The organism is Paraburkholderia flagellata (genome assembly GCF_021390645.1).
In the GTDB taxonomy this organism is placed as follows: Bacteria; Pseudomonadota; Gammaproteobacteria; order Burkholderiales; family Burkholderiaceae; genus Paraburkholderia; species Paraburkholderia flagellata.
This window is the reverse complement of sequence record NZ_JAJEJT010000001.1, coordinates 224,467-248,548: the sequence shown is the minus strand read 5'-3', so window position 1 is coordinate 248,548 and position 24,082 is coordinate 224,467. Positions and strand designations below refer to the sequence as shown.

22 protein-coding genes and 1 pseudogene are annotated in these 24,082 nt (G+C 66.5%); 4 read left to right on the top strand and 19 right to left on the bottom strand.

Going from position 1 to position 24,082, the window contains the following annotated elements; translation table 11 throughout:
* The first annotated feature begins 422 nt into the window (after positions 1-422).
* Both L0U83_RS01140 and L0U83_RS01135 read left to right on the top strand, forming a co-directional pair.
* Positions 423-680, top strand: a complete 258-nt coding sequence (locus L0U83_RS01140; RefSeq protein ID WP_028201802.1) for an accessory factor UbiK family protein — start codon at positions 423-425, stop codon at positions 678-680.
* Positions 681-869: 189 nt separating this feature from the next.
* Complete coding sequence (locus tag L0U83_RS01135; RefSeq protein WP_233879178.1) at positions 870-2,528, top strand: YifB family Mg chelatase-like AAA ATPase; 1,659 nt, start codon at positions 870-872, stop codon at positions 2,526-2,528.
* Positions 2,529-2,951: 423 nt separating this feature from the next.
* Here the strand turns inward: L0U83_RS01135 and L0U83_RS01130 are convergent, their stop codons facing one another.
* Positions 2,952-3,500 (bottom strand): hypothetical protein, encoded by a 549-nt coding sequence (locus L0U83_RS01130; RefSeq protein WP_233879176.1) that lies wholly within the window; start codon positions 3,498-3,500, stop codon positions 2,952-2,954.
* Between the two features lie 245 nt (positions 3,501-3,745).
* Between L0U83_RS01130 and L0U83_RS01125 the strand changes: the two genes are divergently transcribed.
* A complete protein-coding gene (locus L0U83_RS01125) occupies positions 3,746-4,231 on the top strand; it encodes a TlpA disulfide reductase family protein (protein ID WP_373321039.1) in 486 nt (161 codons plus the stop codon).
* 87 nt (positions 4,232-4,318) lie between these two features.
* On the opposite strand, the gene L0U83_RS01120 is transcribed toward L0U83_RS01125, so the two are convergent.
* From L0U83_RS01120 to L0U83_RS01080, 9 genes and pseudogenes are all read right to left on the bottom strand, one after another.
* On the bottom strand, positions 4,319-5,668 hold the full coding sequence (locus tag L0U83_RS01120; protein ID WP_233879161.1) for a sigma-54-dependent transcriptional regulator: 1,350 nt from the start codon (positions 5,666-5,668) through the stop codon (positions 4,319-4,321).
* 45 nt (positions 5,669-5,713) lie between these two features.
* On the bottom strand, positions 5,714-7,684 hold the full coding sequence (locus L0U83_RS01115) for a sensor histidine kinase (RefSeq protein ID WP_373320942.1): 1,971 nt from the start codon (positions 7,682-7,684) through the stop codon (positions 5,714-5,716).
* Between the two features lie 163 nt (positions 7,685-7,847).
* The gene (locus L0U83_RS01110; RefSeq protein ID WP_233883609.1) at positions 7,848-9,134 is read right to left on the bottom strand and encodes a dicarboxylate/amino acid:cation symporter; all 1,287 of its coding nucleotides are present in this window, start codon (positions 9,132-9,134) and stop codon (positions 7,848-7,850) included.
* Positions 9,135-9,433: 299 nt separating this feature from the next.
* Complete coding sequence (locus tag L0U83_RS01105) at positions 9,434-10,321, bottom strand: ABC transporter permease subunit (protein WP_233879159.1); 888 nt, start codon at positions 10,319-10,321, stop codon at positions 9,434-9,436.
* A complete protein-coding gene (locus L0U83_RS01100; protein ID WP_233879157.1) occupies positions 10,318-11,121 on the bottom strand; it encodes a taurine ABC transporter ATP-binding protein in 804 nt (267 codons plus the stop codon). Before L0U83_RS01100 ends, L0U83_RS01105 begins: the two co-directional genes overlap by 4 nt.
* A gap of 16 nt (positions 11,122-11,137) precedes the next feature.
* Entirely contained in the window at positions 11,138-12,190 is a 1,053-nt protein-coding gene (tauA, locus tag L0U83_RS01095; RefSeq protein ID WP_233879142.1) for a taurine ABC transporter substrate-binding protein, read from the bottom strand.
* Between the two features lie 248 nt (positions 12,191-12,438).
* Entirely contained in the window at positions 12,439-13,440 is a 1,002-nt protein-coding gene (gene lipA / locus L0U83_RS01090) for a lipoyl synthase (protein WP_233879123.1), read from the bottom strand.
* A 112-nt stretch (positions 13,441-13,552) separates the two neighbouring features.
* Positions 13,553-14,314: pseudogene (lipB, locus tag L0U83_RS01085) on the bottom strand (lipoyl(octanoyl) transferase LipB); the annotation flags it as partial.
* Positions 14,315-14,409: 95 nt separating this feature from the next.
* Positions 14,410-14,736, bottom strand: coding sequence for a DUF2917 domain-containing protein (locus L0U83_RS01080; RefSeq protein WP_233879102.1), 327 nt, complete (start codon positions 14,734-14,736; stop codon positions 14,410-14,412).
* A 101-nt stretch (positions 14,737-14,837) separates the two neighbouring features.
* On the opposite strand from L0U83_RS01080, the gene L0U83_RS01075 reads away from it, so the two are divergent.
* Positions 14,838-15,815 (top strand): transcriptional regulator GcvA, encoded by a 978-nt coding sequence (locus tag L0U83_RS01075; protein ID WP_233879099.1) that lies wholly within the window; start codon positions 14,838-14,840, stop codon positions 15,813-15,815.
* Positions 15,816-15,893: 78 nt separating this feature from the next.
* Here the strand turns inward: L0U83_RS01075 and L0U83_RS01070 are convergent, their stop codons facing one another.
* The 9 genes from L0U83_RS01070 to L0U83_RS01030 form a co-directional block, all read right to left on the bottom strand.
* Positions 15,894-16,187, bottom strand: coding sequence for a DUF493 family protein (locus L0U83_RS01070; RefSeq protein ID WP_233879097.1), 294 nt, complete (start codon positions 16,185-16,187; stop codon positions 15,894-15,896).
* Positions 16,184-17,155 (bottom strand): D-amino acid aminotransferase, encoded by a 972-nt coding sequence (locus L0U83_RS01065; protein WP_233879089.1) that lies wholly within the window; start codon positions 17,153-17,155, stop codon positions 16,184-16,186. The genes L0U83_RS01070 and L0U83_RS01065 overlap by 4 nt, the downstream gene beginning before the upstream one ends.
* Entirely contained in the window at positions 17,155-18,459 is a 1,305-nt protein-coding gene (locus tag L0U83_RS01060) for a D-alanyl-D-alanine carboxypeptidase family protein (RefSeq protein ID WP_233879087.1), read from the bottom strand. Before L0U83_RS01060 ends, L0U83_RS01065 begins: the two co-directional genes overlap by 1 nt.
* A gap of 279 nt (positions 18,460-18,738) precedes the next feature.
* Positions 18,739-19,371 carry an alpha/beta hydrolase gene (locus L0U83_RS01055; RefSeq protein ID WP_233879085.1) on the bottom strand — a complete coding sequence of 211 codons (633 nt, stop codon included), beginning with the start codon at positions 19,369-19,371 and terminating at the stop codon, positions 18,739-18,741.
* A gap of 46 nt (positions 19,372-19,417) precedes the next feature.
* Positions 19,418-19,744, bottom strand: a complete 327-nt coding sequence (locus L0U83_RS01050) for a (2Fe-2S) ferredoxin domain-containing protein (protein ID WP_028201787.1) — start codon at positions 19,742-19,744, stop codon at positions 19,418-19,420.
* A gap of 169 nt (positions 19,745-19,913) precedes the next feature.
* Positions 19,914-21,287, bottom strand: coding sequence for a VanZ family protein (locus L0U83_RS01045; protein WP_233879083.1), 1,374 nt, complete (start codon positions 21,285-21,287; stop codon positions 19,914-19,916).
* An 81-nt stretch (positions 21,288-21,368) separates the two neighbouring features.
* On the bottom strand, positions 21,369-22,028 hold the full coding sequence (locus tag L0U83_RS01040; protein ID WP_233883607.1) for an ABC-type transport auxiliary lipoprotein family protein: 660 nt from the start codon (positions 22,026-22,028) through the stop codon (positions 21,369-21,371).
* Positions 22,029-22,132: 104 nt separating this feature from the next.
* Positions 22,133-23,098, bottom strand: coding sequence for an MlaD family protein (locus tag L0U83_RS01035; protein WP_233879081.1), 966 nt, complete (start codon positions 23,096-23,098; stop codon positions 22,133-22,135).
* Positions 23,099-23,180: 82 nt separating this feature from the next.
* Positions 23,181-24,062 (bottom strand): ABC transporter ATP-binding protein, encoded by an 882-nt coding sequence (locus L0U83_RS01030; RefSeq protein ID WP_373321038.1) that lies wholly within the window; start codon positions 24,060-24,062, stop codon positions 23,181-23,183.
* Between the last annotated feature and the right edge of the window lie 20 nt (positions 24,063-24,082).

Genomic DNA, 24,082 nt, shown 5'->3' with positions numbered 1-24,082 from the left:
GTCGTTCGGTGCGCGGGGCAGTATTAGCAACACCCGTGCCAATTCGCTGCACCCCGTCTGCAAAGCCGATGTGATGGACTTCGATGCAAGCGCGCCCAAAGCCGTGGACAATGCCGGTCCGCGCCTTGAGGGGCGCGGCGCGCAAGGCCCTGGCCGAACGGCCAGCATGAGGCGCGCGCGGTGGCGTGGCGGGGGGAACGTTGCTACAGTGTTCTCAGGCATCGCTGCCGCGCTGGGAGCCGCATAGCGGCTGGAAGTGGCCCGCCGCGCCACGGCGCGAAGCACACTGGCCGGCGGAGCGCACCAGTTGCGCGCACACTTGGCCGTTGCCCTGCGAGTTCGCACCAAGATCGATCACGGTTCGTCGCGGGGCACAAGCGAAACAAAACTTGCACATTTTTTGTGCAGCGAAGGGGAATCGAATGAAGCAACCAAACGATGTATTCAATGATCTGCAGTCACGCGTGAGCGATCTGCTCAAGAACTCGCCGGCGCGCGATGTCGAACGCAATGTGCGCGCAATGTTGTCGCAAGGCTTTTCGAAGCTGGACCTCGTCACGCGCGAGGAATTCGACGCGCAAACGCAGGTGCTCGTGCGCACGCGCCAGCGCCTCGAAGAACTCGAACGCCGTGTGGCCGAACTCGAGCAAAAGCTGCCGGTGACTAGCCAGTCCTCCTGATCATTTCTTTGCGCATTCCTGTGCGCAATTAAGTGCAGCACCACCGCAAGCGATCCGTAGCGTAGTCGCAATGGAACCGTAAAGGGGCATACGCCTCACCAGCCTGGCGCATGCGCGGCGCGCGAAGTCCGTACGCAGTGAAGTACAACGCGCGCGCCACTTCTGCATGCGAGCCTTCCGGAGAATCCCATGTCGCTTGCCGTGGTGCGCAGCCGCGCGCCGGCTGCTGGCCGCGCGCCCGAAGTCACCGTAGAAGTCCATCTCGCCAACGGGCTGCCGTCGTTTTCCATCGTTGGGCTGCCCGATCTCGAAGTGCGCGAAAGCCGCGAGCGCGTGCGCGCCGCGCTCTCGAACTGCGGCTTCGATTTTCCGGTGAGGCGAATTACCGTCAACCTCGCGCCCGCCGATTTGCCCAAGGAATCAGGCCGCTTCGATCTGCCGATCGCGCTCGGCATTCTCGCGGCGAGCGGGCAGCTTCCGGCTGCGGCGCTCGCACACCGCGAGTTCGCGGGCGAGCTTTCGCTCACCGGCGCCTTGCGGCCGATGCGCGGTGCGTTCGCCATGGCATGCGGCACCGCCCGCGCCGAGCGCGCAGCACGTGCTGACGGCGCGGCAATGTCCAACCGCGAAGCCATAGTGGAAAGCGGCATCCTTCGGATTCCTGATACTGAGGCTGACGAAGCAACGCTCGCGCTCGCCCATGCGCCGCGCGAGCGCTCAGCCATGCCCGAGCTTTATCTGCCTGCACAAAACGCCGTCGAAGCGGCGCTCGTGCCGGGTGTCGCGGTGTATGGCGTGGCAGACCTGCGCTCGCTCTGCGCGCACCTTGCGGGCCCCAATCCCGAAGCGCGCCTCGCCCCCGTGCGTGCGAGCGCCGTCGACGCCGCGCCCACCGCCGCCCCCCTCGATATGGCCGACGTGGTAGGCCAGCGCGGCGCGCGCCGTGCGCTCGAAGTCGCTGCGGCGGGCGGGCATCATCTGTTGATGGTCGGGCCGCCGGGCGCTGGCAAGTCGATGCTCGCCGCGCGCCTGCCCGGACTCCTGCCCCTCATGACCGACGACGAAGCGCTGGCCTCCGCCGCCCTGCTCTCGGCCAGCGCGATCGGCTTCACGCCGCAGCAGTGGCGGCAGCGGCCGTTTCGCGCGCCGCATCACTCGTCGAGCGCAGCCGCGCTGATCGGCGGGCGCAATCCGCCGCAACCGGGCGAGATCACGCTCGCGCACTTAGGTGTCCTTTTTCTCGATGAGCTGCCCGAATTCGACCGCCACGTGCTCGAAACGCTGCGCGAACCGCTCGAAGTGGGTTCGATCACGATTTCGCGCGCCGCGTGGCAAACCGACTTCCCAGCCGCGTGTCAGCTGGTTGCCGCGATGAACCCCTGTCCGTGCGGCTGGCGCGGCGACCCCGCAGGGCGCTGCCGCTGTACGCCCGAAAGCGCCGCACGCTATTTGCGCAAGCTCTCGGGGCCGCTTCTCGACCGCATCGACATCCAGATCGAGATTCCCGCGCTGCCGCCCGCCGAACTGGCCGCCCGCGCCAGCACGAGTGCCGAACCTAGCGCCGCGATCGCCGAGCGCGTGCAGGCGGCGCGCGAGCGCCAGTTGGCGCGCCAGGGCAAGACCAATCGCGAATTGAGCGGCCGGGAAACCGACGCGGTCTGCCAGCCGGACACCGCAGGTGAGGCGCTGCTGCGCGAAGCGGGCGAGCGCTTCGGCTGGTCGGCGCGCGCGCACTACCGGGTGCTCAAGGTCGCGCGCACGATTGCCGATCTCGCCGGTGCGCCCATGCCCGACGCCGCCCACGTGGCGGAGGCCGTGCAGTACCGGCGCGTGTTTGCGGAGCGTTAGCCGTGCACAGCGCGGGTTTCGCAGGACAACGCCGTCGCGTTTGTGCCGCCGGGGAATGTCAATAGCGCCAATAAATCGAAGTCAAGACTTGACTTATGCACATTTCGTCGCGTCGTCCCCGGATTTGTTCATGGTTCGCATTACGCTGGGGCCGGTTTGCTAACTCATTGATTCTTCTAATTTTCTGGTTCTACAGAAAAGCGGCAAAAACTAACAGAAAGCCCACAGGACGGCCCTTTCCAGCCAACTCGGCGTTGTTTTCCACAAAGTTACCCACAGCTCCTGTGGGTAACCGGTAAACCCTCAATCAAATCCGATAATTAGCGTGTTTACCTGCAGCGCAACTTTCACTTCGGCCGGCAAACGCCCGCCGCAGCGTGAGCGAAACTTCGCTACGCGAGGAGTGCTGTGGAGTCCCAAAGCTCAGTACAGCTTGAAAGATCCGAAGAACTGGTCGCTCTGCTCGACCGGCGGCTCGGTGCGTCCGACGATCGCCACCTGGTAGGCGCGCGCGCCCTTCGCGACGAGCCGCGCGTGGATCGTGCGCGACTCGCCGCCCGCGCCCGCCTTGCCGGCCATGCGCATTTCCACGCCCTCGACTGAGCCGCCCGTCGCGAGCGGCACCGCCACCGCGTGCGCGTCGGCCGGCGCGCCCACGTTGCGCGCAAGGCCTGCGCGCAGGAAGTCGAGCGCCTTTTGCTGCGTCGCGGGTTGCGCGTCGGGCAGATCGAGTGTGCCGACCACGAACACGTCGCCGGCGACTTCGGTCGTCTGCACGCGCATGCGCATCGGCGTGCCGTTCACGTCGATGCGGCGTTCGTCCTTGTCCGGCTTGGCCGGCAGGTCGATCGAGTAGCCGCTCGCGTCGTTCGAAATCGTGCGCCAGTCGTAGGTGGGCGAGCAGGCAGCCAGCGCGAGCGCCGCAGCGAGTATGCCAAGCGCCGCCACGCGGGCAGGAACGAAGGTGCGCATCGACAGGTTTAACGGTAGGCGGGCGCGGCGAAGGATGTCCAGGACCATGGGGCGCGGTTCGTCACAGGAGTGAAAGGTGCGCGACATTATCCGTCGGCGCATACCCGGATGTTGTCTCGCAACCGCTATGCCGGGAAATTCAGCGCTACAATGTTTTGGCTAAACACCCGCGTCCTTCGGCGCACAAGGCAAGGCTCATGACCGCTGCATCCCCGAATTCTTCGAAGCCGCGCTCCGGCGCGCTCATGCGCATTGGCGCGGCGGTGGTCGTCGTCGCGATCGCCGTGGCCGGCTATTTCGCCTTCTTCGGCAGCCAGCAGCGCGTACCCGACGCCACCTTCACGCTCCTGTCCGGCCAGAAGGTCTCCACGAACGACCTGAAGGGCAAGGTCTACCTCGTCAACTTCTGGGCGACGAGCTGCACCACCTGCATGGCGGAAATGCCGAAGATGGTCCAGACCTATAACCGCTTCAAGGGCGAAGGCCTCGAGTTCGTCGCGGTAGCGATGAACTACGACGCGCCGATGTACGTGGCCAACTACGCGCAAACGCGTCAGCTGCCGTTCAAGGTGGCGATGGATGACGGATCGGCCGCGAAGCAGTTCGGCAATGTCCAGCTCACGCCCACCACCTTCGTGATCGGCCGCGACGGCAAGATTCTCAAGCGCTACGTGGGCGAGCCGCAGTTCGCGGAACTCGACCAGATTCTTCAAAAGGCGCTGTCGACCTGACAGACGGTCGACAGTCAACAAAAAAGCAGCGGAAACCCCGCTGCTTTTTTTACGCCTGCACGCCTCGCAACGCGGCGCGAATCGAAGCTAACCCTCGCCGCGCGCCACCAGCCCATAGCGGCGAATCTTCTCATACAGCGTGGCCTTCGCCATCTGCAGCCGCTCGGCGGCCTGGGCGACCGCCCCATTGCTCTGCGCAAGCGCGTCGGCGATCAGCGCGCGTTCGTATTGCTCCACGCGTTCCTTGAGCGGCAGCGCGTCGTCGTCGCCGGCCGCCGCGCCTGCCGAAAGATCGTCGGGAATCCCGAGCACCCGCCGGTCCGCCGCGTTGCGCAGTTCGCGCACGTTGCCCGGCCAGTCGCGCTGTGCGAGGCGCATGCGGTCGCGCTCGGTGAGGAGCGGCGCGGGCCGCTGGTAACGCACCGCCGAGTCGAGCAGAAAATGCTCGAACAAAGGCACGATGTCCTCGCGGCGTTCGGCGAGCGGCGGCAGCGCGATCGTCACGACGTTCAGCCGGTACAGCAAGTCGCGCCGGAAGGTCCCCGCCGCGACGTGCTCGCTCATGTCGCCCTTGGCCGCCGCGACCACGCGCAGGTCGGCGCGCACCGGCTGGTTCGAGCCGAGGCGCTCCAGCACGCCGTCCTGCAGCACGCGCAGCAGCTTCACCTGAAGCGAGAGCGGCATGCTCTCGATCTCGTCGAGAAAGAGCGTGCCGCCGCTCGCATGCTCGAGCTTGCCGATCCGGCGTTTGGCCGCGCCCGTGAACGCGCCCGCCTCGTAGCCGAACATCTCCGACTCGAACATCGGCTCGGGCAGCGCGCCGCAGTTCACGGCGACGAACGGTTTGTCATGGCGCGGCGAAAGCTCGTGAAGGCTGCGCGCGATCAGCTCCTTGCCCGCGCCGGTGTCGCCGTTGATGAGCACGGAAGCGTCCGTGGGCGCGACGTTCGCGATGAGCTTGCGCACCTGCTCGATGGCCGGACTCTTGCCGATGATGCGCGGTGCGAGTTCGTTCTGCCCCGCCAGTTCGCGGCGCAGCGCGAGGTTTTCGAGCACGAGCAGGCGCCGCTCCAGCGCGCGCCGCACCGTTTCGATCAGGCGCTCGGAGGCGAATGGCTTCTCGATGAAGTCGTACGCGCCGTCGCGCATGGCCTGCACGGCCATCGAGATATCGCCGTGGCCCGTCACGAGGATGATGGGCACCTCGGGCGCGCGCTCGTGGCACTGCGCGAGCAGATCGAGCCCGCTCATGCCCGGCAGACGAATATCGCTCACCACGACGCCCGCAAAGTCGGCGTCGATGAGCGGCAGAGCGCCTTCCGCGTTGGCGAAACCGGCGGCGTCGAAGCCAGCGAGCTGCAGGCTTTGCACGCCCGCGCGGCGCACGAGTTCGTCATCCTCTACGTAAAGCACCCGGCCGGGCGTCGTGTTCACCATGTTCGTTCGTCATCCTGATTCATTAGCGTGCGTCAGAGCGCTTCATCACAATCCCGCCGCACGCGCCGCACTCGCGGCATCCGCACGCGCGCGGCGCAGCGTCAGCACGAAGCGCGCGCCGCCTTCCGGTGCGTTGCTCGCCGTGAGCGAGCCGCCGCAATCACGCGCAATCGACGAGGAAATCGCGAGGCCGAGGCCGAGCCCCTGCCCCATTTCCTTCGTCGTGAAAAACGGCTCGAAGAGGCGCGGCAACACATCGTCGGGAATGCCCGGCCCATTGTCGCTCACCGCGATGGCGAGCGTTGCCGCGCTCGCCTGAACGTCGATCGCAATGTGCGGCGACGGCAAGCCCGCCACGGCGTCGAGCGCATTGCCGAGCACGTTGATGAGCACTTGTTCGAGCCGCAAGTCGTCGCTCTGTGCGCTCAGATCCTGGTACTCGGCGTCCAGATCGAGCGGCACGGGCGCCGCACCGTCTTCCGTCAACGTGAGATCCACGCGCACGCCGTCGAGCCGCTTGCCGAGCAACGCGAGCGAGTTACGCAGCGCGCGGGCAACCGGCGCGCGCGCGCTCCTTGGCCGCGCACGCCCGACGAACAGCTTGAGCTGGTTCACGATCTTGCCCATGCGCTCGGTGAGCGAGCCGATCGCCTCCAGGTTTTCGGTGGCCGCCGCGTACTGGCCGCGCTCGAGAAACACGCGCGTGTTGTCCGAGAAGCTGCGCAGCGCCGCAAGCGGCTGGTTCAGCTCGTGCGTGATGCCCGCCGCCATCTGGCCGAGCGCCGCCAGCTTGCTCGCCTGGATCAGCTCGTCCTGGGTCGCGCGCAGTACGCCTTCAGCGCGCGTGCGCTCCGCCACTTCGCGCTGCAGACGCTCGTTCGCCTGCGAGAGATCGGCGGTACGTTCGGCCACGCGCTCGTTGAGCATCGCGTAGGCCTTTTGCAGCATCGCGCGGCTGCGCATCACCTCCTTCACGCGCGCGCGCCGCATGCGCCAGTAGAAACCAAAGAGGCACAGCGAGACGTAGCCGAAGCCCGTCATGATGGTCGCGTTGCGCGAGGCGTCGAGCACGGGGTCGATCGACGACATGGTGACGAGATGCCAGTCGGGCTCGCCGAGCGAGCGGCGCGTTTCGAGGTAGCGCGGCGCGCGTAGGCCCGCCCCCATGCGCACGATGTCGGCGTCGCCCGGCAACACGCGCTCGACGCTTGCCGGCAGCGGCGCGATCGGCTCGCTCGCGTACTGGCGCGTGGCATCGATCGAGGCCACGACAGCCGGCGGCAGCGGGCGCACCGTGCGGTACTTCCACGCGGGCACCGAGGAGAGAAAGATCACGCCGTGATCGTCGGTCACAAGCAGCGGCTCCGAGGCATCGGTGCCCGGAAACCATTCGAGATTGAGCTTCACCACGGCCACGCCAACGATCTTGCCGTCGCGCCGCACCGGCTGCGACACGTAGTAGCCGGGATCGTGCGAGATCGTGCCGATGCCAAAGAAGCGGCCCACGCCGCCCTGCATCGCGTCGATGAAATACGGCCGGAAGCGGTAATCCACGCCGACGAAGCTGTCAGGGTCGCGCCAGTTGCTGGCCGCGATGCTCATGCCGTCGGCGCGGATGATGTAGGTCGTCGTCGCGCGCGCGTGCCGGTTCACGTCTTCGAGATAGCGGTTCGCGGCGGCCACCCACTCGGGCCGCGGATCGACGAGCACGTCCTGCACGAGCGGATGCTCGCCGACGATATACGGCAGCGAGTCGTAGCGCTCGAGCGTGCTCTTGAGCGAAGCCGCGGTGCGGTCGCCGCGCACGGCGGCATTGCGGCGCAGCGCGTCGATGCCGGCCTGCCACGTGAGCGCCCACGTCAGCGCGCAGACCGCGACGAGACCGGCTGCGAGCGCGAAGAAGATGATGAGGCGGCGCGTCACGTGAGCGGCTTCCAGACGGTCAAGGGGATGAGGGAGATTGTGGCACACGGCCGCGCTGGGGCGTCCGGGGCGGACAGCGGGCTTCGGACGCACTGATCAACGTGCGGTCAGGTCAGACGGGAACAGCAAAAACGGGCGGCGCTCACGCAGGGGAAACGCTTGCGCCGCCCAGCGGCTATGGCCGCGAAACAACGAGAGAAGCAACATCGGCGGGCGGCGCGCGCCTCATGGCCTGCGCGCGGCCACCCGGCGCGGCTTACGCGCCCGCGCTTTCCTTCATTTCTTCGGTCTGGCCAGAGAGCACGGCGCGCAGCTTGTTGCGGTCGAGCTCCTTTTCCCATGCCGAGACCACGACCGTCGCCACGCCGTTGCCGACGATGTTGGTGAGCGCACGGCATTCGCTCATGAAGCGGTCGATGCCCAGAATCAGCACCATGCCCGAGAGCGGAATGGTCGGCACCACGGCCAGCGTCGCCGCGAGGGTGATAAAGCCCGCGCCGGTCACGCCGCTCGCGCCCTTCGAGGTGAGCATCGTCACGGCGAGCAGCGTGAGCTGCTGGGTCCACGTGAGGTCCGTGTTGGTCGCCTGGGCGATGAAGAGCACCGCCATCGTCATGTAGATGTTGGTGCCGTCGAGGTTGAACGAGTAGCCGGTCGGCACCACGAGGCCCACCACCGAGCGCGAGCAGCCCAGGCGCTCGAGCTTCTGCATCAGTTGCGGCAGCGCCGATTCCGACGAGCTCGTGCCGAGCACGATCAGCAGCTCTTCCTTGATGTAGGAAACGAAGCGGATGATCGAAAAGCCCGTGAAGCGAGCGATCGCGCCGAGCACGACGAGCACGAACACGATCGACGTGAGGTAGAACGTGCCGATGAGCTTGAGCATCGGGATGAGCGAGCCCACGCCGTACTTGCCGATGGTGAACGCCATCGCGCCGAACGCGCCGATCGGTGCGAGCTTCGTGACGATCTTCACGACGCCGAACAGCACGCCCGAGATGCCGTCGATGAACTCGGTCACCACGCGGCCGCGCTCGCCCAGTTGCGTGAGCACGGCGCCGAACAGAAGCGCGATCAGCAGGATCTGCAGGATCTCGCCTTGTGCGAACGCCGAAGTGAGCGTATCGGGAATGATGTGCATCAGGAAGTCGACGCTGCTCTGGCCGTGCGCCTTTTCGGCGTAGCTGGCCACGGCCTTGGCGTCGAGCGTGTGGACGTCGACGTTGAAGCCCGCGCCGGGCTTGAGCACGTGCGTGGCGATGAGGCCGAGCACGAGCGCGAAGGTCGAGACGATCTCGAAGTAGAGCAGCGCCTTGCCGCCCACGCGGCCCACCTTCTTCATGTCCTCCATGCCGGCAATGCCGGTCACGACGGTACAGAAGATGATCGGTCCGATCACCATCTTGATGAGCTTGATGAAGGCGTCGCCGAGCGGCTTCATGTCGATGCCGAGGGCGGGCCAGTAATGGCCAAGGATCACGCCGATGGCGATCGCCACGATCACCTGGACGTAGAGGACTTTGTGGAGAGGTTTCTTCACGATGGTTCCCGCAAATGAGTTAAGCCAATGGCCGAACGAAGCTGGTTCGGGCCGCGACAGGACGAAACTGGGGGATCAGCGAAACCGGAAGATGGGATCGGACATCGGCTGTCTCCTTACTGTTTTTTTGTCGCGGCCTGGTTGGCCGCGTGTTCTTAATTGCAAGGAGAATGCCAGCGAGCATAAACGCTCATGCCGTTGATTTATAAGGACTTTTATCGAACGAGCAAAGGCGTGAATCTGGTTTTCCAGAATCACGCCATATGGCTGTTTGGATTTCCAGAAACGGCGGGGGCGCCGCGTCAGCCCCGCCCCTTCCACGGCACGAGGCGCTTTTCGAGCGCGCGCATGCCCAGGTCGAAGCCCCAGGCGATGAGCCCGATCAGCACGATGCCCATCACCACGACATCCGTGCGTAGAAAGCTCGACGCGTTGAGCACCATCTGGCCCAGGCCCGCCGTCGCGGCGACCATCTCGGCGGCCACGAGCGTGGTCCAGCCAAAGCCGATGGCGATGCGCAGGCCCGTGAGGATCTCCGGCAGCGCGGCGGGCAGCACGACGAAGCGCACGATCTGCGCGAAGCCGCCGCCCAGCGACGCCGCCGCGCGGATCTGCTCGACGCTCGCGCTCTTTGCACCGGCGCGCGCGGCCATCGCGATGGGCGCGAAGCAGGCGAGCCAGATGACGACGATCTTGGCCGTCTCGTCGATGCCGAACCAGATCACCACGAGCGGCAGGTAAGCGAGCGGCGGCAGCGGCCGGTAGAACTCGAGCGGCGGATCGAGCAGGCCGCGCGCGATGCGCGACACGCCCATCAGAATGCCGACGGGAACGGCCGTCACCACCGCGAGCAGGAACGCGCCGAACACGCGCAGCGCGCTCCAGAACAGATGCTCGGAGAGCGGCAAGCCGCCCTGGATGCGGCCATGCCAGGCGTCGGTGAAGGCTTGCCAGACCGCTTCGGGCGTCGGCAGGAAGAGCGGCGGCAGCCAGTGCAGGTGCGTAGCGAGCCACCAGAGCAGCGCGAGTGCCGCCACCGAGGCCGCGCTCAGCGCAGCGGTCGGGCCTTCGCCGGGCATGCGCCAGACTTTCGAGCGGGCGGCTTGGACCTCACGCGCCTCGCCTGCGTGGGGCAGCGCGCGACGCGCCTTCAGCCCGACTTCTCTCAACGATTCCTGCGGCACGCTCATACCGGCTCCTCGTGTGCGAGCGCGTCCGCGTGCAGCAAATCCACCAACCGCTCGCGCCACGCGATGAATTCCGGCGACGATTTCACCGCGCGCGCATCGCGCGTGGCAAGGTACTGGCGCGCGAACGGCACTTCGTACTCGCGCTCGATCCGGCCCGGACCCGGCGTCATGACCACGATGCGCGTTGCGAGAAAAAGCGCCTCCTCCACGCTGTGCGTGATGAAGAACACCGTCTTCTGCGTGCGCGCCCAGACGTCGAGCACGAGCGTTTGCACCTGCTCGCGCGTCATGGCGTCGAGCGCGCCCATCGGCTCGTCCATCAGCAAGATCTGCGGGTCGCTCGCAAGCGCCCGCGCAATGCCCACGCGCTGCTGCATGCCGCCCGAGAGCGCATACACGCGTTCTCGCGCCTGCGCTTCAAGCCCCACGAGTGCAAGCTGCTCGCGCGCGGCGCGCTCGCGCTGCGCCTTCGGCACGCGCCGAAAACGCAAGCCGAGCGCGACGTTATCCAGCACGTCGAGCCACGGCAGCAGCGCATGCTTCTGGAACACCACGCCACGCTCAGCGCCCGGGCCCTCCACCCGCGCGCCGTTCACGCGCACCTCTCCTTGCGCGGGTTCGATGAAGCCCGCGATGCAGTTGAGCAACGTGGTCTTGCCGCAGCCCGAAGCGCCGAGCGCCACGACGAACTCGCCGCTCGCCACTTCGAGATTCACGTTTGCGAGTGCGACGTTCGGTGGCGCACCGCGTTGTGCGCCCTCATAAATGACGGTGAGATCGCGGATCGCGAGCGCGCTCATCGGTTGCTCCTTGCGTTCAGTGCGCAGCGGCGCGCTGCACGTACTGCGGGTCGACGCCCACCGAGTAGTCGGGCAGCACGTTCTGGATCGTGCCCTGCTCCTTGAGGAAGGTCGCCGTGGCGAGCAGCGACTGCGCCGCACCCGACTGCGCCCCGCCGCCCAGCCATTGCTTCGATGCCTGCTCGGCCGGCGTGGGGAAGGCGTAGAGCGCGAGGCTCGCGGGCACTTCGGCGGCATTCGCGCCCGACTCCTTCGCAACTGCCTGCACCTGCGGCGAAGCCGCGTTCCAGGCGCTGCGATGCGCACTGTAATCGGCATCGGCGGCGGCCAGCACCTTGACGAACTTCGCGACGAAATCCGCGTTGTCCTTCGCGAAGCGCTTGTCCGCGACGAAGCCATCGAAGGTCGCCTTGCCCGTGGCCTTCGCCACCTGGCCCGACGTAATCAGCACCTTGCCGTTCTTCTTCACCTGCGCGAGCACGGGGTCCCAGATGTAGGTCGCATCGATGTTGCCGCGCTGCCAGGCGGCCGCGACTTCGGGCGGACGCAGGTTGACGATCTTCACATCGGCGGGATTCACACCCGCGTTCTGCAGCGCGACGAGCGCGTGAAAGTGCGAAGTCGAGACATACGGCACACCGATCGTCTTGCCCTTGAGGCCCGCAATGCTCGTCACGCCCGAACCGTCGCGTACGACGAGCGCCTCGGCGTCGTTGATGTTGTCGAGAATCCAGAAGAGCGAGAGATCCACGCCCTGCGAAAGGCCCGCCGCGATCGGGCTCGAACCCGCTTCGCCGAGCTGCACCGAGCCCGAGGCGAGCGCGCGGATCACGTCGGCGCCGCTCGCGAGCTTGCGGTAGGTGACCTTGTAGCCCGTTTCCTTCTCGACTTCGCCCGTCGCCTGCGCGTAGCGCCACGGCACCACCATGTCCTGATACGCGATCACGACCTCGCGCGTTTCGGCATGCGCGCGCGGCGCGCCGAAAGTGGCTGCGAGGCAGGCAACGGCGAATGCAACGGCGGCGATGTGCGGGCGGCGTGCGAATGCAGGGAGAGCGCGTGGGTTCATCGAGAGACTCCGGCGGAACGACGTTCGAGTGAATGAAGGTTCCGACTATAGGGAGTCTGGCGACGGGTGGTTCTAACTTATCCGCGTTAGCTAATGACGCTGCTGAAGCATTGCTTTTCGCGCTTGAATGGATGGTGGCGGGATGGCTGCATGACACGCGCTGTTCGAGCGCGGCGCATAACAAAAAGCCCGCTTTTCAGCGGGCTTTTCGATTGCGTGCTTGCAGTAAGCGGTGGCTTGTTTAAACCTTAAACCACCCCTGCCCCATGCGCCTGCAGATCGGCGTGATAGCTCGAACGCACCATCGCGCCAACGGCCGCGTGCGTGAAGCCCATCTTGTACGCCTCTTCCTCGTACATCTTGAACGTATCGGGATGCACGTACGAACGCACCGGCAGGTGATGCTCAGAAGGCTGGAGGTACTGGCCGATCGTCAGCATGTCGACATCGTGCGCACGCAGGTCGCGCATCACCTGAAGAATTTCCTCTTCGGTTTCGCCAAGGCCCACCATCAGGCCCGACTTCGTCGCGACTTCGGGATGCAGCGCCTTGAAGTCCTTGAGCAGCTTGAGCGAGTGCGCGTAGTCCGAACCCGGGCGCGCTTCCTTGTAGAGGCGCGGCACCGTTTCGAGGTTGTGGTTCATCACGTCGGGCGGCGCGGCGTTGAGGATCTGCAGCGCGCGATCGAGACGCCCGCGGAAGTCCGGCGTGAGAATCTCGATACGCGTTTCCGGCGACTGCTCGCGCACCTGGCGGATGCACTCCACGAAGTGGCCGGCGCCGCCGTCACGCAGATCGTCGCGGTCCACGCTCGTGATCACGACGTACTTGAGCTTGAGCGCGCCGATGGTGCGCGCGAGGTTCGCCGGTTCGTCCGCGTCGAGCGGATCGGGGCGGCCGTGGCCCACGTCGCAGAACGGGCAGCGGCGCGTGCACTTGTCGCCCATGATCATGAACGTCGCGGTGCCCTTGCCGAAGCATTCGCCGATGTTCGGGCAGCTCGCTTCCTCGCACACCGTGTGCAGGTTGTGCTCGCGCAGGATGTTCTTGATTTCGTAGAAGCGCGAGTTGCCCGTGGCCGCCTTCACGCGGATCCAGTCGGGCTTCTTGAGCTTCTCGATGGGAATGACCTTGATCGGAATGCGCGAGGTCTTGGCCTGCGCCTTCTGTTTTGCGGTGGCGTCGTAGGGAACGGCGTCGGCGTTCGTGCCAACGGGGTTCGCAGCGGGGTTCGCAGTTACGTCAGTCATGCTTTCGATCCAGTCAGGCCGCCGGTGCAACGCCAGCCTGCGGTTGCGGCGGTTGCCCGCCTGGGGCCGCATGGGCGGCCGGGTCCACTGCAGCCGCTTCGGCTGAAGGGTCTGTGGCAGCCGCTTCGGCTACCGTTAGAAGTGATGCTGCGTGCGCCGCGAGATTCGCCTCGAGCCGCGCCGCCAGCGTGGCGGCGACATCGCGCCAACTCACGGCCACACCCAGCGTGGCCATGTCGACGGTTTCGAGACCGGCGTATCCACACGGATTGATCGCGAGAAATGGGTTCAGATCCATCGACACGTTCAGGCTCACGCCGTGATAGCTGCAGCCGTTGCGGATCTTCAGCCCGAGGGCGGCGACTTTCGCGCCCGTATGCGCGGCGCTCGCGCCGCTGGCGTCTTGCGGCACGTAAATGCCAGGCGCGCCGGCCTTGCGCTCGCCCGCGAGATTATACGCCGCCAGTGTTTCGATCACTGCGTCCTCGATGAGCGTGACGAGCTCACGCACCATCAGCTTCCGGCGCCGCAAGTCGAGCAGCAGGTAGGCCACCACCTGGCCCGGCCCGTGATACGTGATCTGCCCGCCGCGATCGATCTGCACGAGCGGGATGCCGCTGTTGGCGACCAGCAGATGCTCGGGCTTGCCAGCCTGGCCAAGCGTGAACACAGGCGGATGCTCGACGAGCCAGATTTCGTCGGACGTATTCGCGTCACGGGCAGCCGTGAACGCGCGCATGGCATCGAAGCTCGTTTGATAAGCCTCGTTGCCGCGCCAGCGCACGACGATGGGCGAACTTGCCGTTTGGGAATCGGCCGCGGCTGCGCCGGGGTCCGAAGGAATTTGCGAGGGTGAAACCGGGGTGGCGCACATGATTGCGCAAGTTTACCGAATTCGGGACAAGCGCGCCGGGCATGCTGCGGATAACGGCGGCGATGGGTTGCCCTCCCATCGCCGCCTCGCCTGGATCAAACCGTGCGCCAGCCGTCGCCGATGTGAACACCCGCGCGCTGTGCGGCGCGTGCGGCGAGATCGACCACGCGCTCGCTCAGGCGCGCCGGCGCCGCGAACCCCACCCAGGCGGGCACGCCGCCTTCTGCGCCGATCCACAGGCGCTCGCCGCGGCGCAGCCGCAGCGTGTGGCCGGGTTCCAGCCAGTAGTCGGCGGTGTCGTCGCTGCGTGTGACCCAGACGGTGCCGCACTTCACGGTCAGCCGCGTGCTGCGGGTGACGCGCACCGACGCCGTTTGATCGGCCGCCACTTCAAACGTGATATCCGAAGAAATTTCTCTCATTTTCGACTCCGAATGACCTGCTCCGATGGCTACAATCGTAGATGCCATAAGGGATCGAGCAAAACGATCAATTTTCACGGCTATGTGAGAAAAAATACGATATGGATCTGCGCCAGCTACCCGCGCTGAATGCGCTCAAGGCCTTCGAAGCCGCCGCCCGCCACGAAAGCTTCTCGCGTGCCGCCGATGAACTCTTCGTCACGCACGGCGCTGTGAGCCACCAGATCCGCGCGCTCGAGGCGGAGTTGGGCGTGGCGCTCTTCGCGCGCGACGGCAAGCGCGTGCGCGTGACCGATACCGGCCGCCGCTACGCCGGCCAGGTGCGCGACGCGCTCAACCAACTCGCGCACGCCACCCAGGAAATTCGCGCCGGGGACCGGGACCGGCGGCTCGTGGTGTCGATGCTGTCGTCGTTCGCGGCGCGCTGGGTCACGCCGCGCATCGGCCGCTTCATCGAGGCGCATCCGCAGTGGGACGTCGAGCTGCAATCCACGAATTCGCTCACCGACTTCGCGCGCGACGATGTCGATGTCGCCATCCGCTTCGGCTACGGGCACTATCCGGGGCTGCACGCCGAACTGCTGCTCGACGAGATCTTCTTTCCGGCATGCTCGCCGGATTTCAACGGCGGCAAGCTGCCCACCGACCCGCGCGAACTCGCGAAACTGCCGCTACTGCGCTCGGACGACGAACTCTGGCGCCCCTGGTTCGACGCCGCGGGCCTCCAGGACCTGCCCGAACCGAAGCGCGGCGTGCTCTACCAGGACTCATCGAACCTGCTGCAGGCGGCCATGGACGGCCAGGGCATCGCGCTCGTGCGCCGCTCGCTCGCCACGCACGAGATCACGCTCGGGCGTCTCGTGCGCCTCTTCAAGGACGTCGACGGGCCGAGCCCGTGGCGCTACTACTTCATCTGCCAGCCGCAACGCATGCAGACCGAGCGCGTGCAGGCCTTCCGCGACTGGGTGTTCGACGAGGTCGCGCGCTTTCGGCGCCTTTATGAGGACGCTTGCGAAGCCGGTCCGCTGATGACCGCCGCCGCGGCGGCTCAACGCGCGCGCGTGGGCGACGTGCCCTGAAACGCAAGCCGCAGAAGCAACGAGGGCCGCACATGGCGGCCCTCGTCGTTCGAATCACACTCGGCGAAGCACTAGCGCTTACAGCACGATCTTCACCATCGGATGCCCGGTGAGGGCACGATAGATGTCGTCGAGATGCGCCTGGCTCGTGGCGCGCACGGTCACGGTGAGGCCCGTGTAGTTGCCGCCGCTCGATGGGCGCATTTCGATGGTCGTGGCATCGAAGCCGCCGTCGAATTCGCGCAGCACCGTCACGATGGTGTCCTGGAATTCCGGATGCGTCTTGCCCATCACCTTGATCGGGAAGTCGCAGGGGAATTCGATCAGCGATTCTTTCGCTTCGGGGTTGCCTGCCTGTTGTGTCACGTTCATTTCTCCACTTCCTGTAGCTCGGCGGCCGATGCTCGCACAGCCTCTGCCTCGCGTTGCTTCGCGCGCTGATACGCAGCGTAAAGCGCCGCGTACACCGGGCCCGGCTTGCCGCCGCCCACTGGCTTGCCGTCGAGCGCGACGACCGCCAGCACTTCCTTCGTTGCCGAGGTCACGAGAATCTCGTCCGCTTCGCGCAGTTCGGCTTCGGCCACTTCACGCGCCTCGAAGCGCACGCCGCATTCCTCGGCTAGTTCCTCGATCAGCCCGTACCGGATGCCTTCGAGAATGCGGTTGCTGCGCGGCGGCGCGAAGAGCGCGCCCCCCTTCACGACCCACACGTTCGACGACGATGCCTCGGTCAGCCAGCCGTCGCGCAACTGGATCGTCTCGAACGCGTCGTTTTCCGCTGCGTGCTGCGCCATCAGCACGTTGCCGAGCAGCGAGGTCGACTTGATGTCGCAATTCAGCCAGCGCTTGTCTTCAGCGCTCACGCAGCGCACGCCGTGCTCGCGCTGCGCCTTGCCAGGCAGTTTGAGCGGATTGACCATCGCGAACACGGTGGGCGTGGCCGCCGCCGGGAACGCGTGGCCGCGCGGCGCGACGCCGCGCGTGACCTGCACGTAGAAGTTGGCGTGAGCATCCCGCGCGAGCGCGCCCGCCACTTCGTTCGCCGCGATCAGGCGCTCGACGAGCGCGCGCCAGCCCGCTTCGTCGAACGGATTCGCAATGCCGACCTTCTCGAGCGAGCGCTTGAGCCGCGCGAGATGCTGCGCCATGCGAAACGGCACGCGCACTTTGCCTTCACCGCCGGCCGCGTTGAGCGCATAAACGGGCACGACCTCGTAAATGCCATCGCCGAAGATGAAGCCGCGATCGAGCACAGGAATGCGTGCTTCGGAAAGCGGCGTGAGCTCACCGTTGAGCCAGACGAGCGGCTCGGCGGCTTGCGGCGCTGAGGTACCCGTCATCACTTCTTCTTGTTGACCATCAGCATGAGCGAATCCCACACACGGCCCACGATACCGGCTTGCGGCACGGCTTCGAGCGCGACGAGCGGAACCTGTGCGAGCACCTTGCCGTCCGCGCCCACGAACTTCGCCGTGCCGACTTGCTGGCCGACCGTGAACGGAGCGATCAGCGGGCTGTTGAGTTCGACCTGCGGCTTGGCCTTGTCGGCGGCGCCCTTGGGCAGCGTCACGTACTGGTCCTTCTGCACGCCGACCTTCACGGCGTCGAGCGTGCCCTTGTAGACGCGCGGCGTAGCCACTGCCTGATTCGCCTGATAGATGCGCGTCGTGTCGTACGCGCTATAGCCGTAGTTCAGCATCTTCATGCTGTCCTGCACGCGGTCGTGTTCCTTCTCCTCGCCCATCATCACCGAGACGAGACGGCGGTTGCCGCCACCCGCGAGCGGACGCTTCGCCGACGCGATCAGGCAGTAGCCCGCGGCTTGCGTGTGGCCGGTCTTCAGGCCATCGACCGTCGGGTCGATCCACAGCAAGCGGTTGCGGTTCGGCTGCTTGATGTTGTTGTACTTGAATTCCTTGACCGAGAAGATGTCGTAGTACTCGGGATAGTCGCGGATCAGGCGCGCGGAAAGCGTGGCGAGGTCGCCGGCCGACGTGTAGTGATTCGGGTCGGGCATGCCGTTCACGTCGGCGAAGTGCGTGTGCGTCATGCCGAGCTTCTGCGCTTCGGCGTTCATCATGTTGACGAAGTTCGCTTCGCTGCCGCCGACCAGTTCGGCAAGCGCGATGGCCGCATCGTTGCCCGACTGGATGATCATGCCGTACACGAGGTCGTGCACCGAGACCGGCTTGTTCGCTTCGATGAACATGCGCGACTCGTCGTTCTTCACGCGGCGCACGGCTTCGCTCGGCGTGACGATCTGATCCATCGTGATTTTCTTGCTCTGCAGCGCCTCGAACACGAGGTATGCGGTCATGAGCTTCGTGAGCGACGCGGGCTCGACGCGCTCATTGGCATTGCCGGAGGCGAGCACCTGGTTCGCGGTGGCGTCGACGAGGACCCACGAGCGCGCATTCACGCCGGGAGGCGGCAGCCCGCCGAGCACGTTGTCTGCGGGGGTGCCGACAGCCACCTCCGTTTGCGGCTGCGCCTGCACTTTCACGCCCGCAGTGTGAGCGGGCGTACGGGCAAGTGCATCCGCGCTCACGAAAAGCGTGGCGGGCAAGAGCGCTGCGAGTGTGACATTACGAACGATGGAAGAAGGAACGAAAGAAGACGGTTGGCCGGAGGAGAGAAAACGCATAGGTTCAGGTCGGGCTGAATTGGGACGGGATGAACGTAGCGCGCCATGCGGCGCACGGTCGGAGAAAGCCGGAATGCGGGTGCTGTGCACGCGCCGATCGCAGCGCAGCAAGCACAAAATTGGCGAACATTATACGCGCCGCGTCGTGGCGAATTTTCGCGATGTCACACGTTTACGCATACCTGTCGTGCATTTTTCACGCATTTCTCTCGTGATACGCCAGGTGACGAACGGCTTGCATCGGGCCCCTAAACATCGCGGCCCGATGCAAACGAAATGTCAGCGCCACGCTTCAACGATGATGCGCTTGAGGATATGCAGCTTGCGATGCAGGAAGTGTTCTGCCCCCGGAATCACGACGATCGGCAATTCCTGCGGGCGCGCCCATTCGTACACCGAGAGAATGGGCACGGTGTCGTCGAGTTCGCCGTGGATCACGAGCGTGTCGTCGCGCACCGGCGCGACTTCCCAACGGCTTGCAGCGGTGCCGACGAACACCATGCGCTCGATCGCGCCGCCGGCTTCCAGATAGCGCTTCGCGACGTGCGAAAGCACGAAGGTGCCGAACGAAAAGCCCGCGAGCACGAGCGGCACGTCGGCTTGGCCCGGTTGCGCGCGCATGTACGCGAGCAGTTCGAGCAGATCGTCCTGTTCGCCGATGCCGTTGTCGTGCGTGCCCGCCGTTTCACCGACGCCGCGAAAATTCGAGCGATAGGTCGTGTAGCCGAGTTGCACCAGCGTGCGTGCGAGCGTTTGCGCGACCTTGTTGTCCATCGTGCCGCCAAAGAGCGGATGCGGATGCGCGACGAGCGCAATGCCGCGCGGCGTGGTGCCTGCGTCGGGCACGTCGAGCGCGCATTCGATCTTGCCGACGGGACCGTCGATCTGGAATTTTTGTGTCTGGGCGTTCATCGTCCGGCAGTCCTTACGGGTACTGATTGGCCATGCATGGGGTCGATCAGCGATCGATTTTCAGGCGCTCGACCACCTGCCCGTTCTGCAGATGCGAGACGACGATCTCGTCGATGTCGCTCTCGTCGATATACGTGTACCACGTGCCTTCCGGATACACGACGACGGTCGGTCCTTCCTCGCAGCGGTCGAGGCAACCCGCCTTGTTGATGCGCACCTGGCCCGGCCCTGCCAGACCAAGCTGCTTCACGCGCTTTTTCGCGTACTCCTGCATGGCTTGCGCATTGCAATTCGCGCAGCTCGGGCGGTCCGCGCCGGGGTCGCGCTGGTTCAGGCAGAAAAAGACGTGGTACTTGTAGAACGAATCGGTCATGGCATGGGGCACCGGTGAGTATCGTGCAGTGAGCGCAGGCTTGCTGAAAGCGTGTGGCCCGCCCGAGGCATTGCATGCATTGCATTGCGTGGGCGCGGGCGTGGCTGCGCGGCGATCCGGACGATTATAACGAGCGCGGCGTGAACGCTCCGGCGAGCGCCGCGCGCCCTCACGCGTCGTGGCGAGCGCGCTTCGCGGCCCGGCGCGCGCGCCGCACGAGCCACGCGCGTTCGAGCGAGAACGCCGTCCACGCGAGCGCGGCCCAGGGCCACGTCCATGCGAGCCAGCGCGCGAGGCCGTTGAAGTGCAGGTAGCGGCCCTGCCGCCAATCCGCGAGCACGACATCGAAATACGGGTTCACGGGCAGCACGTTCACGAACACGAGGGCCACAGCGAGCGCAAGCGTCGCCGCCGCAGCGCGCACGGCGCGCGGCAGACGCAATGCAAGAAACGCGAGCAACGTGCCCCACACGAGGCCCGCAAGCGCCCCCGGCGTCGCCCAATCGAAGATGAGCCCGCTTTGCGACTGCAGAAAGGTCGCGCCCACCTTGACGATGAGCGTGACCGCAATGAGCGCGATGACGAGCCGCGCACGCGGCGCGCGCGCTCGCATGGGGAGCGTTGCGAACGCCGCCGCGCCGAACAGATTGAGCGTTGTGACGATCGCCTCCCAGCCGCTGTCGGGCAGGCGCGCGGCGAGCATGTCGGGCAGCGAGCGCAGATGCCATGCGGCGGGCGTCCAGGCGAGCACGGCGTCCTGCATCGAGCCGTCGAGGCGCTGCCACAGCGCGCGCGCCCACTCGCCGAGGCCGAAGAGGCGCGGCGTGGGGTACATCGTTGCGAACGGCCAGAGCGCCGCGAGCACCATCAACACGGCCGCATCGCGCTCGAACCAGCGAAAGCGCAGGCGGCGCAGGAAGCCGCGCTCGAGCAGCGCGCCGGTGGCGGGCGCCGCCACGAGCGCGCCGAGCAATGCGCCGAGTGCATTGGAGGCGAGATCGAGATTGGACGCCACGCGCGTGGGCAGCCAGGTCTGCACGGCCTCCATCACGCCCGAGAGCAGCGTGCCCGCAACCGCGGCCAGCAGCACGGCACGAAAGCCTCGCCAGCGCGGCCACGCCGCGAGCACCGCGAGCGCGCCGAACGGCATGTAGCCGAGCACGTTGGTGACGATGTCGAAAACCGTCCAGTAGCGCGGCCACGGATCGCCGAGATAGGCGAAGGGACTCAGGCCGAGCGAGCGCCAGCCGGAGAACGGATACCACGAGCCATAGACGATCAGCGCCGTGTAAAGCGCGAGCGACTGACGCGAGAGCGTCGAGGCCTGGCGCGGCAGGGGCTCGCCGGTGGCGGCCGGCAGTGGGGATGGCGATGGTGTCGCGGGCGCGGGCGTAGCAGCGTGCGGCGCGGGCGCGTCGCCGCTGGCGATCGCGCCGCGCTCGTCGCCTGCGCTCTGACCACTGTTCTGGCCACCCTCGTCGCCGTCCGTCGCGTGCCGCCCGCCATGCGGAGCGTGCAGCCGGAGCCGTCGCGCTTCGATCATGCCGCTATCCTGCCCTTGCCCCCAATGCCGTGCCGCGCGCCGCCATCGCGCAACGCCGGTATGCGCCCCTCGATGCGCCCATCAAGGCGTGCCCGCCAAAGACTGCGTGCTCAGCCACGCGCCCAGCTGGTTCGCGAAATCGTCGCTGGCCGCCTGCAGCGCATGCACGCCTCCAGCGGCGTCCGGCGTGGCCGCCGGCGCGCGCGTAGCAAACGAGCGCTGCGCCAGCACCTTGCCGCCCTGCATGAGCGTTGCGCGCGCAGCCAGTACGCCCGCGCTTTGCGTCGGGCTCTCGAACACCTGTTCGAACTCATACAGTTCGACCTTGAGCATCGGCGCCTGCACGGCGTCCCCGCCCGCGAGCACCGTCGCATAGGCGCCAAGCGACGTGCGCAGGCGTTCCGTGAGCAGCCTCGCGGGCGACATCGTCCAGCGGCTGTTCGCGTAGCGCGCCGTGCGCTGGGAGTCGAAACTCATCCGGTAGAGGATGCCGTCGTTGTCGAGCGGCGGGGGCGCGTTGACCGCCAGCACCTTCAGGAGCGGTCTGGCTCCGGGCGCAGCGGGGGCGGCCTGAGCACCCTGCGCGCCCTGCGCCTCCTGCGACGACTGCAGCCCAAGGTCGTAGCGAATATCGTTGATCGAACCCGGATTGCCCGCGCAGGCGGCCAGGAGCGCACCGAGCGCGAGCGCCGCCAGCCAGGCCGAGCTGGCCGCCGCGGCGCGTTGCATCGATCGTGGCAGGCGTGATGTGCGTGACATTGCGTTTCCTTCTTTGGCGCGCGGCGAATGCGCCGCGCGGAGTGCATCGAATGGTGCCGCGTCAGGCCTTGAGCCCGCGGCGCGGCCTACTTCGTCCCCGCAGCGGACGGCCACGCAAAGCCCGGCTCGCCGGGCCCGGGCGCGGGCTGAGGCGCGCCGCCGAACAGCACGCTGCGCGGGCTCTCGCTGAAGGTGCCCGCCGCGCGGTCCACGGCGCGCATGGCCGAGCGCACGTCGTCGGTGAGCGAATCGACACGTGGCAGCGTGTCATAGCCGACGCGCGCCGAGAGGTCCTGAATCGACACATCGATCGAGGAGAGCGCCGCGCCCGCCTGAGCCGCCGCCGTGCCGGCCTTGTTCAGGTTGGTCTGGAACGGGCCATCCGGACGGTTCATGCTCGTGACGAGCGCGTTGGTCGACTGCAGCGTGCGCTGCAGTTCGGTCACCGCGCCGGGAAGTTGCTTCGTGGTGGGCTGGAGCTGCTGGGCGAGCACGTTCACGCTGCTCGCGGCCTGCTGCAGGCTGCTCACGGCCTGCATCACCTGCTTGCGGTTGTCTTCGGAGAGCATTTCGTCGATGTCGCCGGCGATGTTGTCGAGCTTGCGCAGGAGCGCGTCGCCGCGGCGCTGAAGCTGGTCGAGCAGGCCCGGCCGCAGCGGCAGCTCGGCCACATGCGCCGCGGTCGAATGCAGCGGCGAGAGGTCGAGGCCGTTGTCGTCGAGTTGCACGAAGGCGATGCCCGTCACGCCCTGCAGCGCAAGCGAACCGAACGTGGAGCGCGTCATCGGCGCCTTCTGGTCGACGAGAATGCGAATGCGGATCTGGCCTGGATGCTGGGTATCGAACTTGATCGACTGCACCTTGCCCACATCGATGCCGCGAAAGCGCACCGCCGCATCCGGATAGAGGCCCGTCACACTCGAGCGCGAGATGAGGTCGAACGGCACGCGCACGGTGTGGTCAGCGCTGAAGAAGATGACGACAAGCGCGATCACGATGAGCAGGCCTATCGTGAACATGCCCGCCCAGAACGCATGCGGTTTGTTTTCCATCTTCAGATTCCTTCTTTGGCGGCCGCCAGGCGCTGGTTAAGCCGATTGAGCCGGTCAAGCCGGAGACAGGCGTGCGCGGGCCCTACCACGGCTTGTACCCCACGGCTGCGGGAGCGAGCGCCGCCGGCGGCAGCTTCGCGCGCCGATCGGGCGGCAGCGCCTGGAGCGCGCGGCGACCGCGCATGCCGAGGAAGTACTCGCGGATAAACGGATGATCGACGCTCGCCGCCTCCTCCACGGGCGCGGCCACGAGCACGCGGCGCTCGGCGAGCACCGCTACGCGCGTAGAGAGCGCGACCATGGCGTCGAGGTCGTGCGTGACGAGCACGACGGTGAGCCCAAGCGCACGATGCAGCGTGCTGATGAGCTCCACCACTTCGTCGGATGAGCGGGGGTCGAGCCCGGCCGTGGGCTCGTCGAGAAAGAGCAGCTCCGGCTCCAGCACGATTGCGCGCGCAAGGCCGACGCGCTTGATCATGCCGCCCGAGAGCGCGGCCGGCATTTTCGAGGCGTGCTTGCACGGCAGCCCGACCATTTCGAGCTTAAGCATCACGATGTCGCGCAGCAGCGCGGCAGGCACCTTGCCAAGCTCGCGCACCGGCTGGGCGATGTTGTCGAACACCGTGAGCGACGAGAACAGCGCGCCTTGCTGGAACAGCATGCCGGTGCGCGTGCGCATGAGGCGGGCGTGCTCGGCGTCGATGGTCGTAATGTTTTCGCCGAACATCTTGATGGTGCCCGAGGTCGGCTTTTCGAGCCCGAGGATCTGGCGCACGAGCGTGGTCTTGCCGGAGCCCGAGCCGCCCACGAGCGTGACGATCTCGCCGCGGCGAATTTCGAGGTTCAGATGCTGATGGACGATGTTGCGCCCGTAGCGCTTCGAGAGATTGTTGACCTCGATCACCGGCTCGCCGATGGTCGGCAGCGGCAGGTCCTGCGCGACCTCCCTGAGCGGCGTGGTGATCGTGCCGGTCGTTTTCGTCT

Coding starts and splice junctions, on each gene's coding strand:
- tauA (WP_233879142.1), bottom strand. CDS start 12,190: ATGAACCCACGCGCTCTCCCTGCATTCGCACGCCGCCCGCACATCGCC.
- L0U83_RS01100 (WP_233879157.1), bottom strand. CDS start 11,121: ATGAGCGCGCTCGCGATCCGCGATCTCACCGTCATTTATGAGGGCGCA.
- L0U83_RS01065 (WP_233879089.1), bottom strand. CDS start 17,155: ATGACGGGTACCTCAGCGCCGCAAGCCGCCGAGCCGCTCGTCTGGCTC.
- L0U83_RS01125 (WP_373321039.1), top strand. CDS start 3,746: ATGCGCATTGGCGCGGCGGTGGTCGTCGTCGCGATCGCCGTGGCCGGC.
- L0U83_RS01070 (WP_233879097.1), bottom strand. CDS start 16,187: ATGAACGTGACACAACAGGCAGGCAACCCCGAAGCGAAAGAATCGCTG.
- lipA (WP_233879123.1), bottom strand. CDS start 13,440: ATGACTGACGTAACTGCGAACCCCGCTGCGAACCCCGTTGGCACGAAC.
- L0U83_RS01140 (WP_028201802.1), top strand. CDS start 423: ATGAAGCAACCAAACGATGTATTCAATGATCTGCAGTCACGCGTGAGC.
- L0U83_RS01075 (WP_233879099.1), top strand. CDS start 14,838: ATGGATCTGCGCCAGCTACCCGCGCTGAATGCGCTCAAGGCCTTCGAA.
- L0U83_RS01120 (WP_233879161.1), bottom strand. CDS start 5,668: ATGGTGAACACGACGCCCGGCCGGGTGCTTTACGTAGAGGATGACGAA.
- L0U83_RS01045 (WP_233879083.1), bottom strand. CDS start 21,287: ATGATCGAAGCGCGACGGCTCCGGCTGCACGCTCCGCATGGCGGGCGG.
- L0U83_RS01080 (WP_233879102.1), bottom strand. CDS start 14,736: ATGAGAGAAATTTCTTCGGATATCACGTTTGAAGTGGCGGCCGATCAA.
- L0U83_RS01130 (WP_233879176.1), bottom strand. CDS start 3,500: ATGCGCACCTTCGTTCCTGCCCGCGTGGCGGCGCTTGGCATACTCGCT.
- L0U83_RS01050 (WP_028201787.1), bottom strand. CDS start 19,744: ATGACCGATTCGTTCTACAAGTACCACGTCTTTTTCTGCCTGAACCAG.
- L0U83_RS01135 (WP_233879178.1), top strand. CDS start 870: ATGTCGCTTGCCGTGGTGCGCAGCCGCGCGCCGGCTGCTGGCCGCGCG.
- L0U83_RS01105 (WP_233879159.1), bottom strand. CDS start 10,321: ATGAGCGTGCCGCAGGAATCGTTGAGAGAAGTCGGGCTGAAGGCGCGT.
- L0U83_RS01055 (WP_233879085.1), bottom strand. CDS start 19,371: ATGAACGCCCAGACACAAAAATTCCAGATCGACGGTCCCGTCGGCAAG.
- L0U83_RS01060 (WP_233879087.1), bottom strand. CDS start 18,459: ATGCGTTTTCTCTCCTCCGGCCAACCGTCTTCTTTCGTTCCTTCTTCC.
- L0U83_RS01035 (WP_233879081.1), bottom strand. CDS start 23,098: ATGGAAAACAAACCGCATGCGTTCTGGGCGGGCATGTTCACGATAGGC.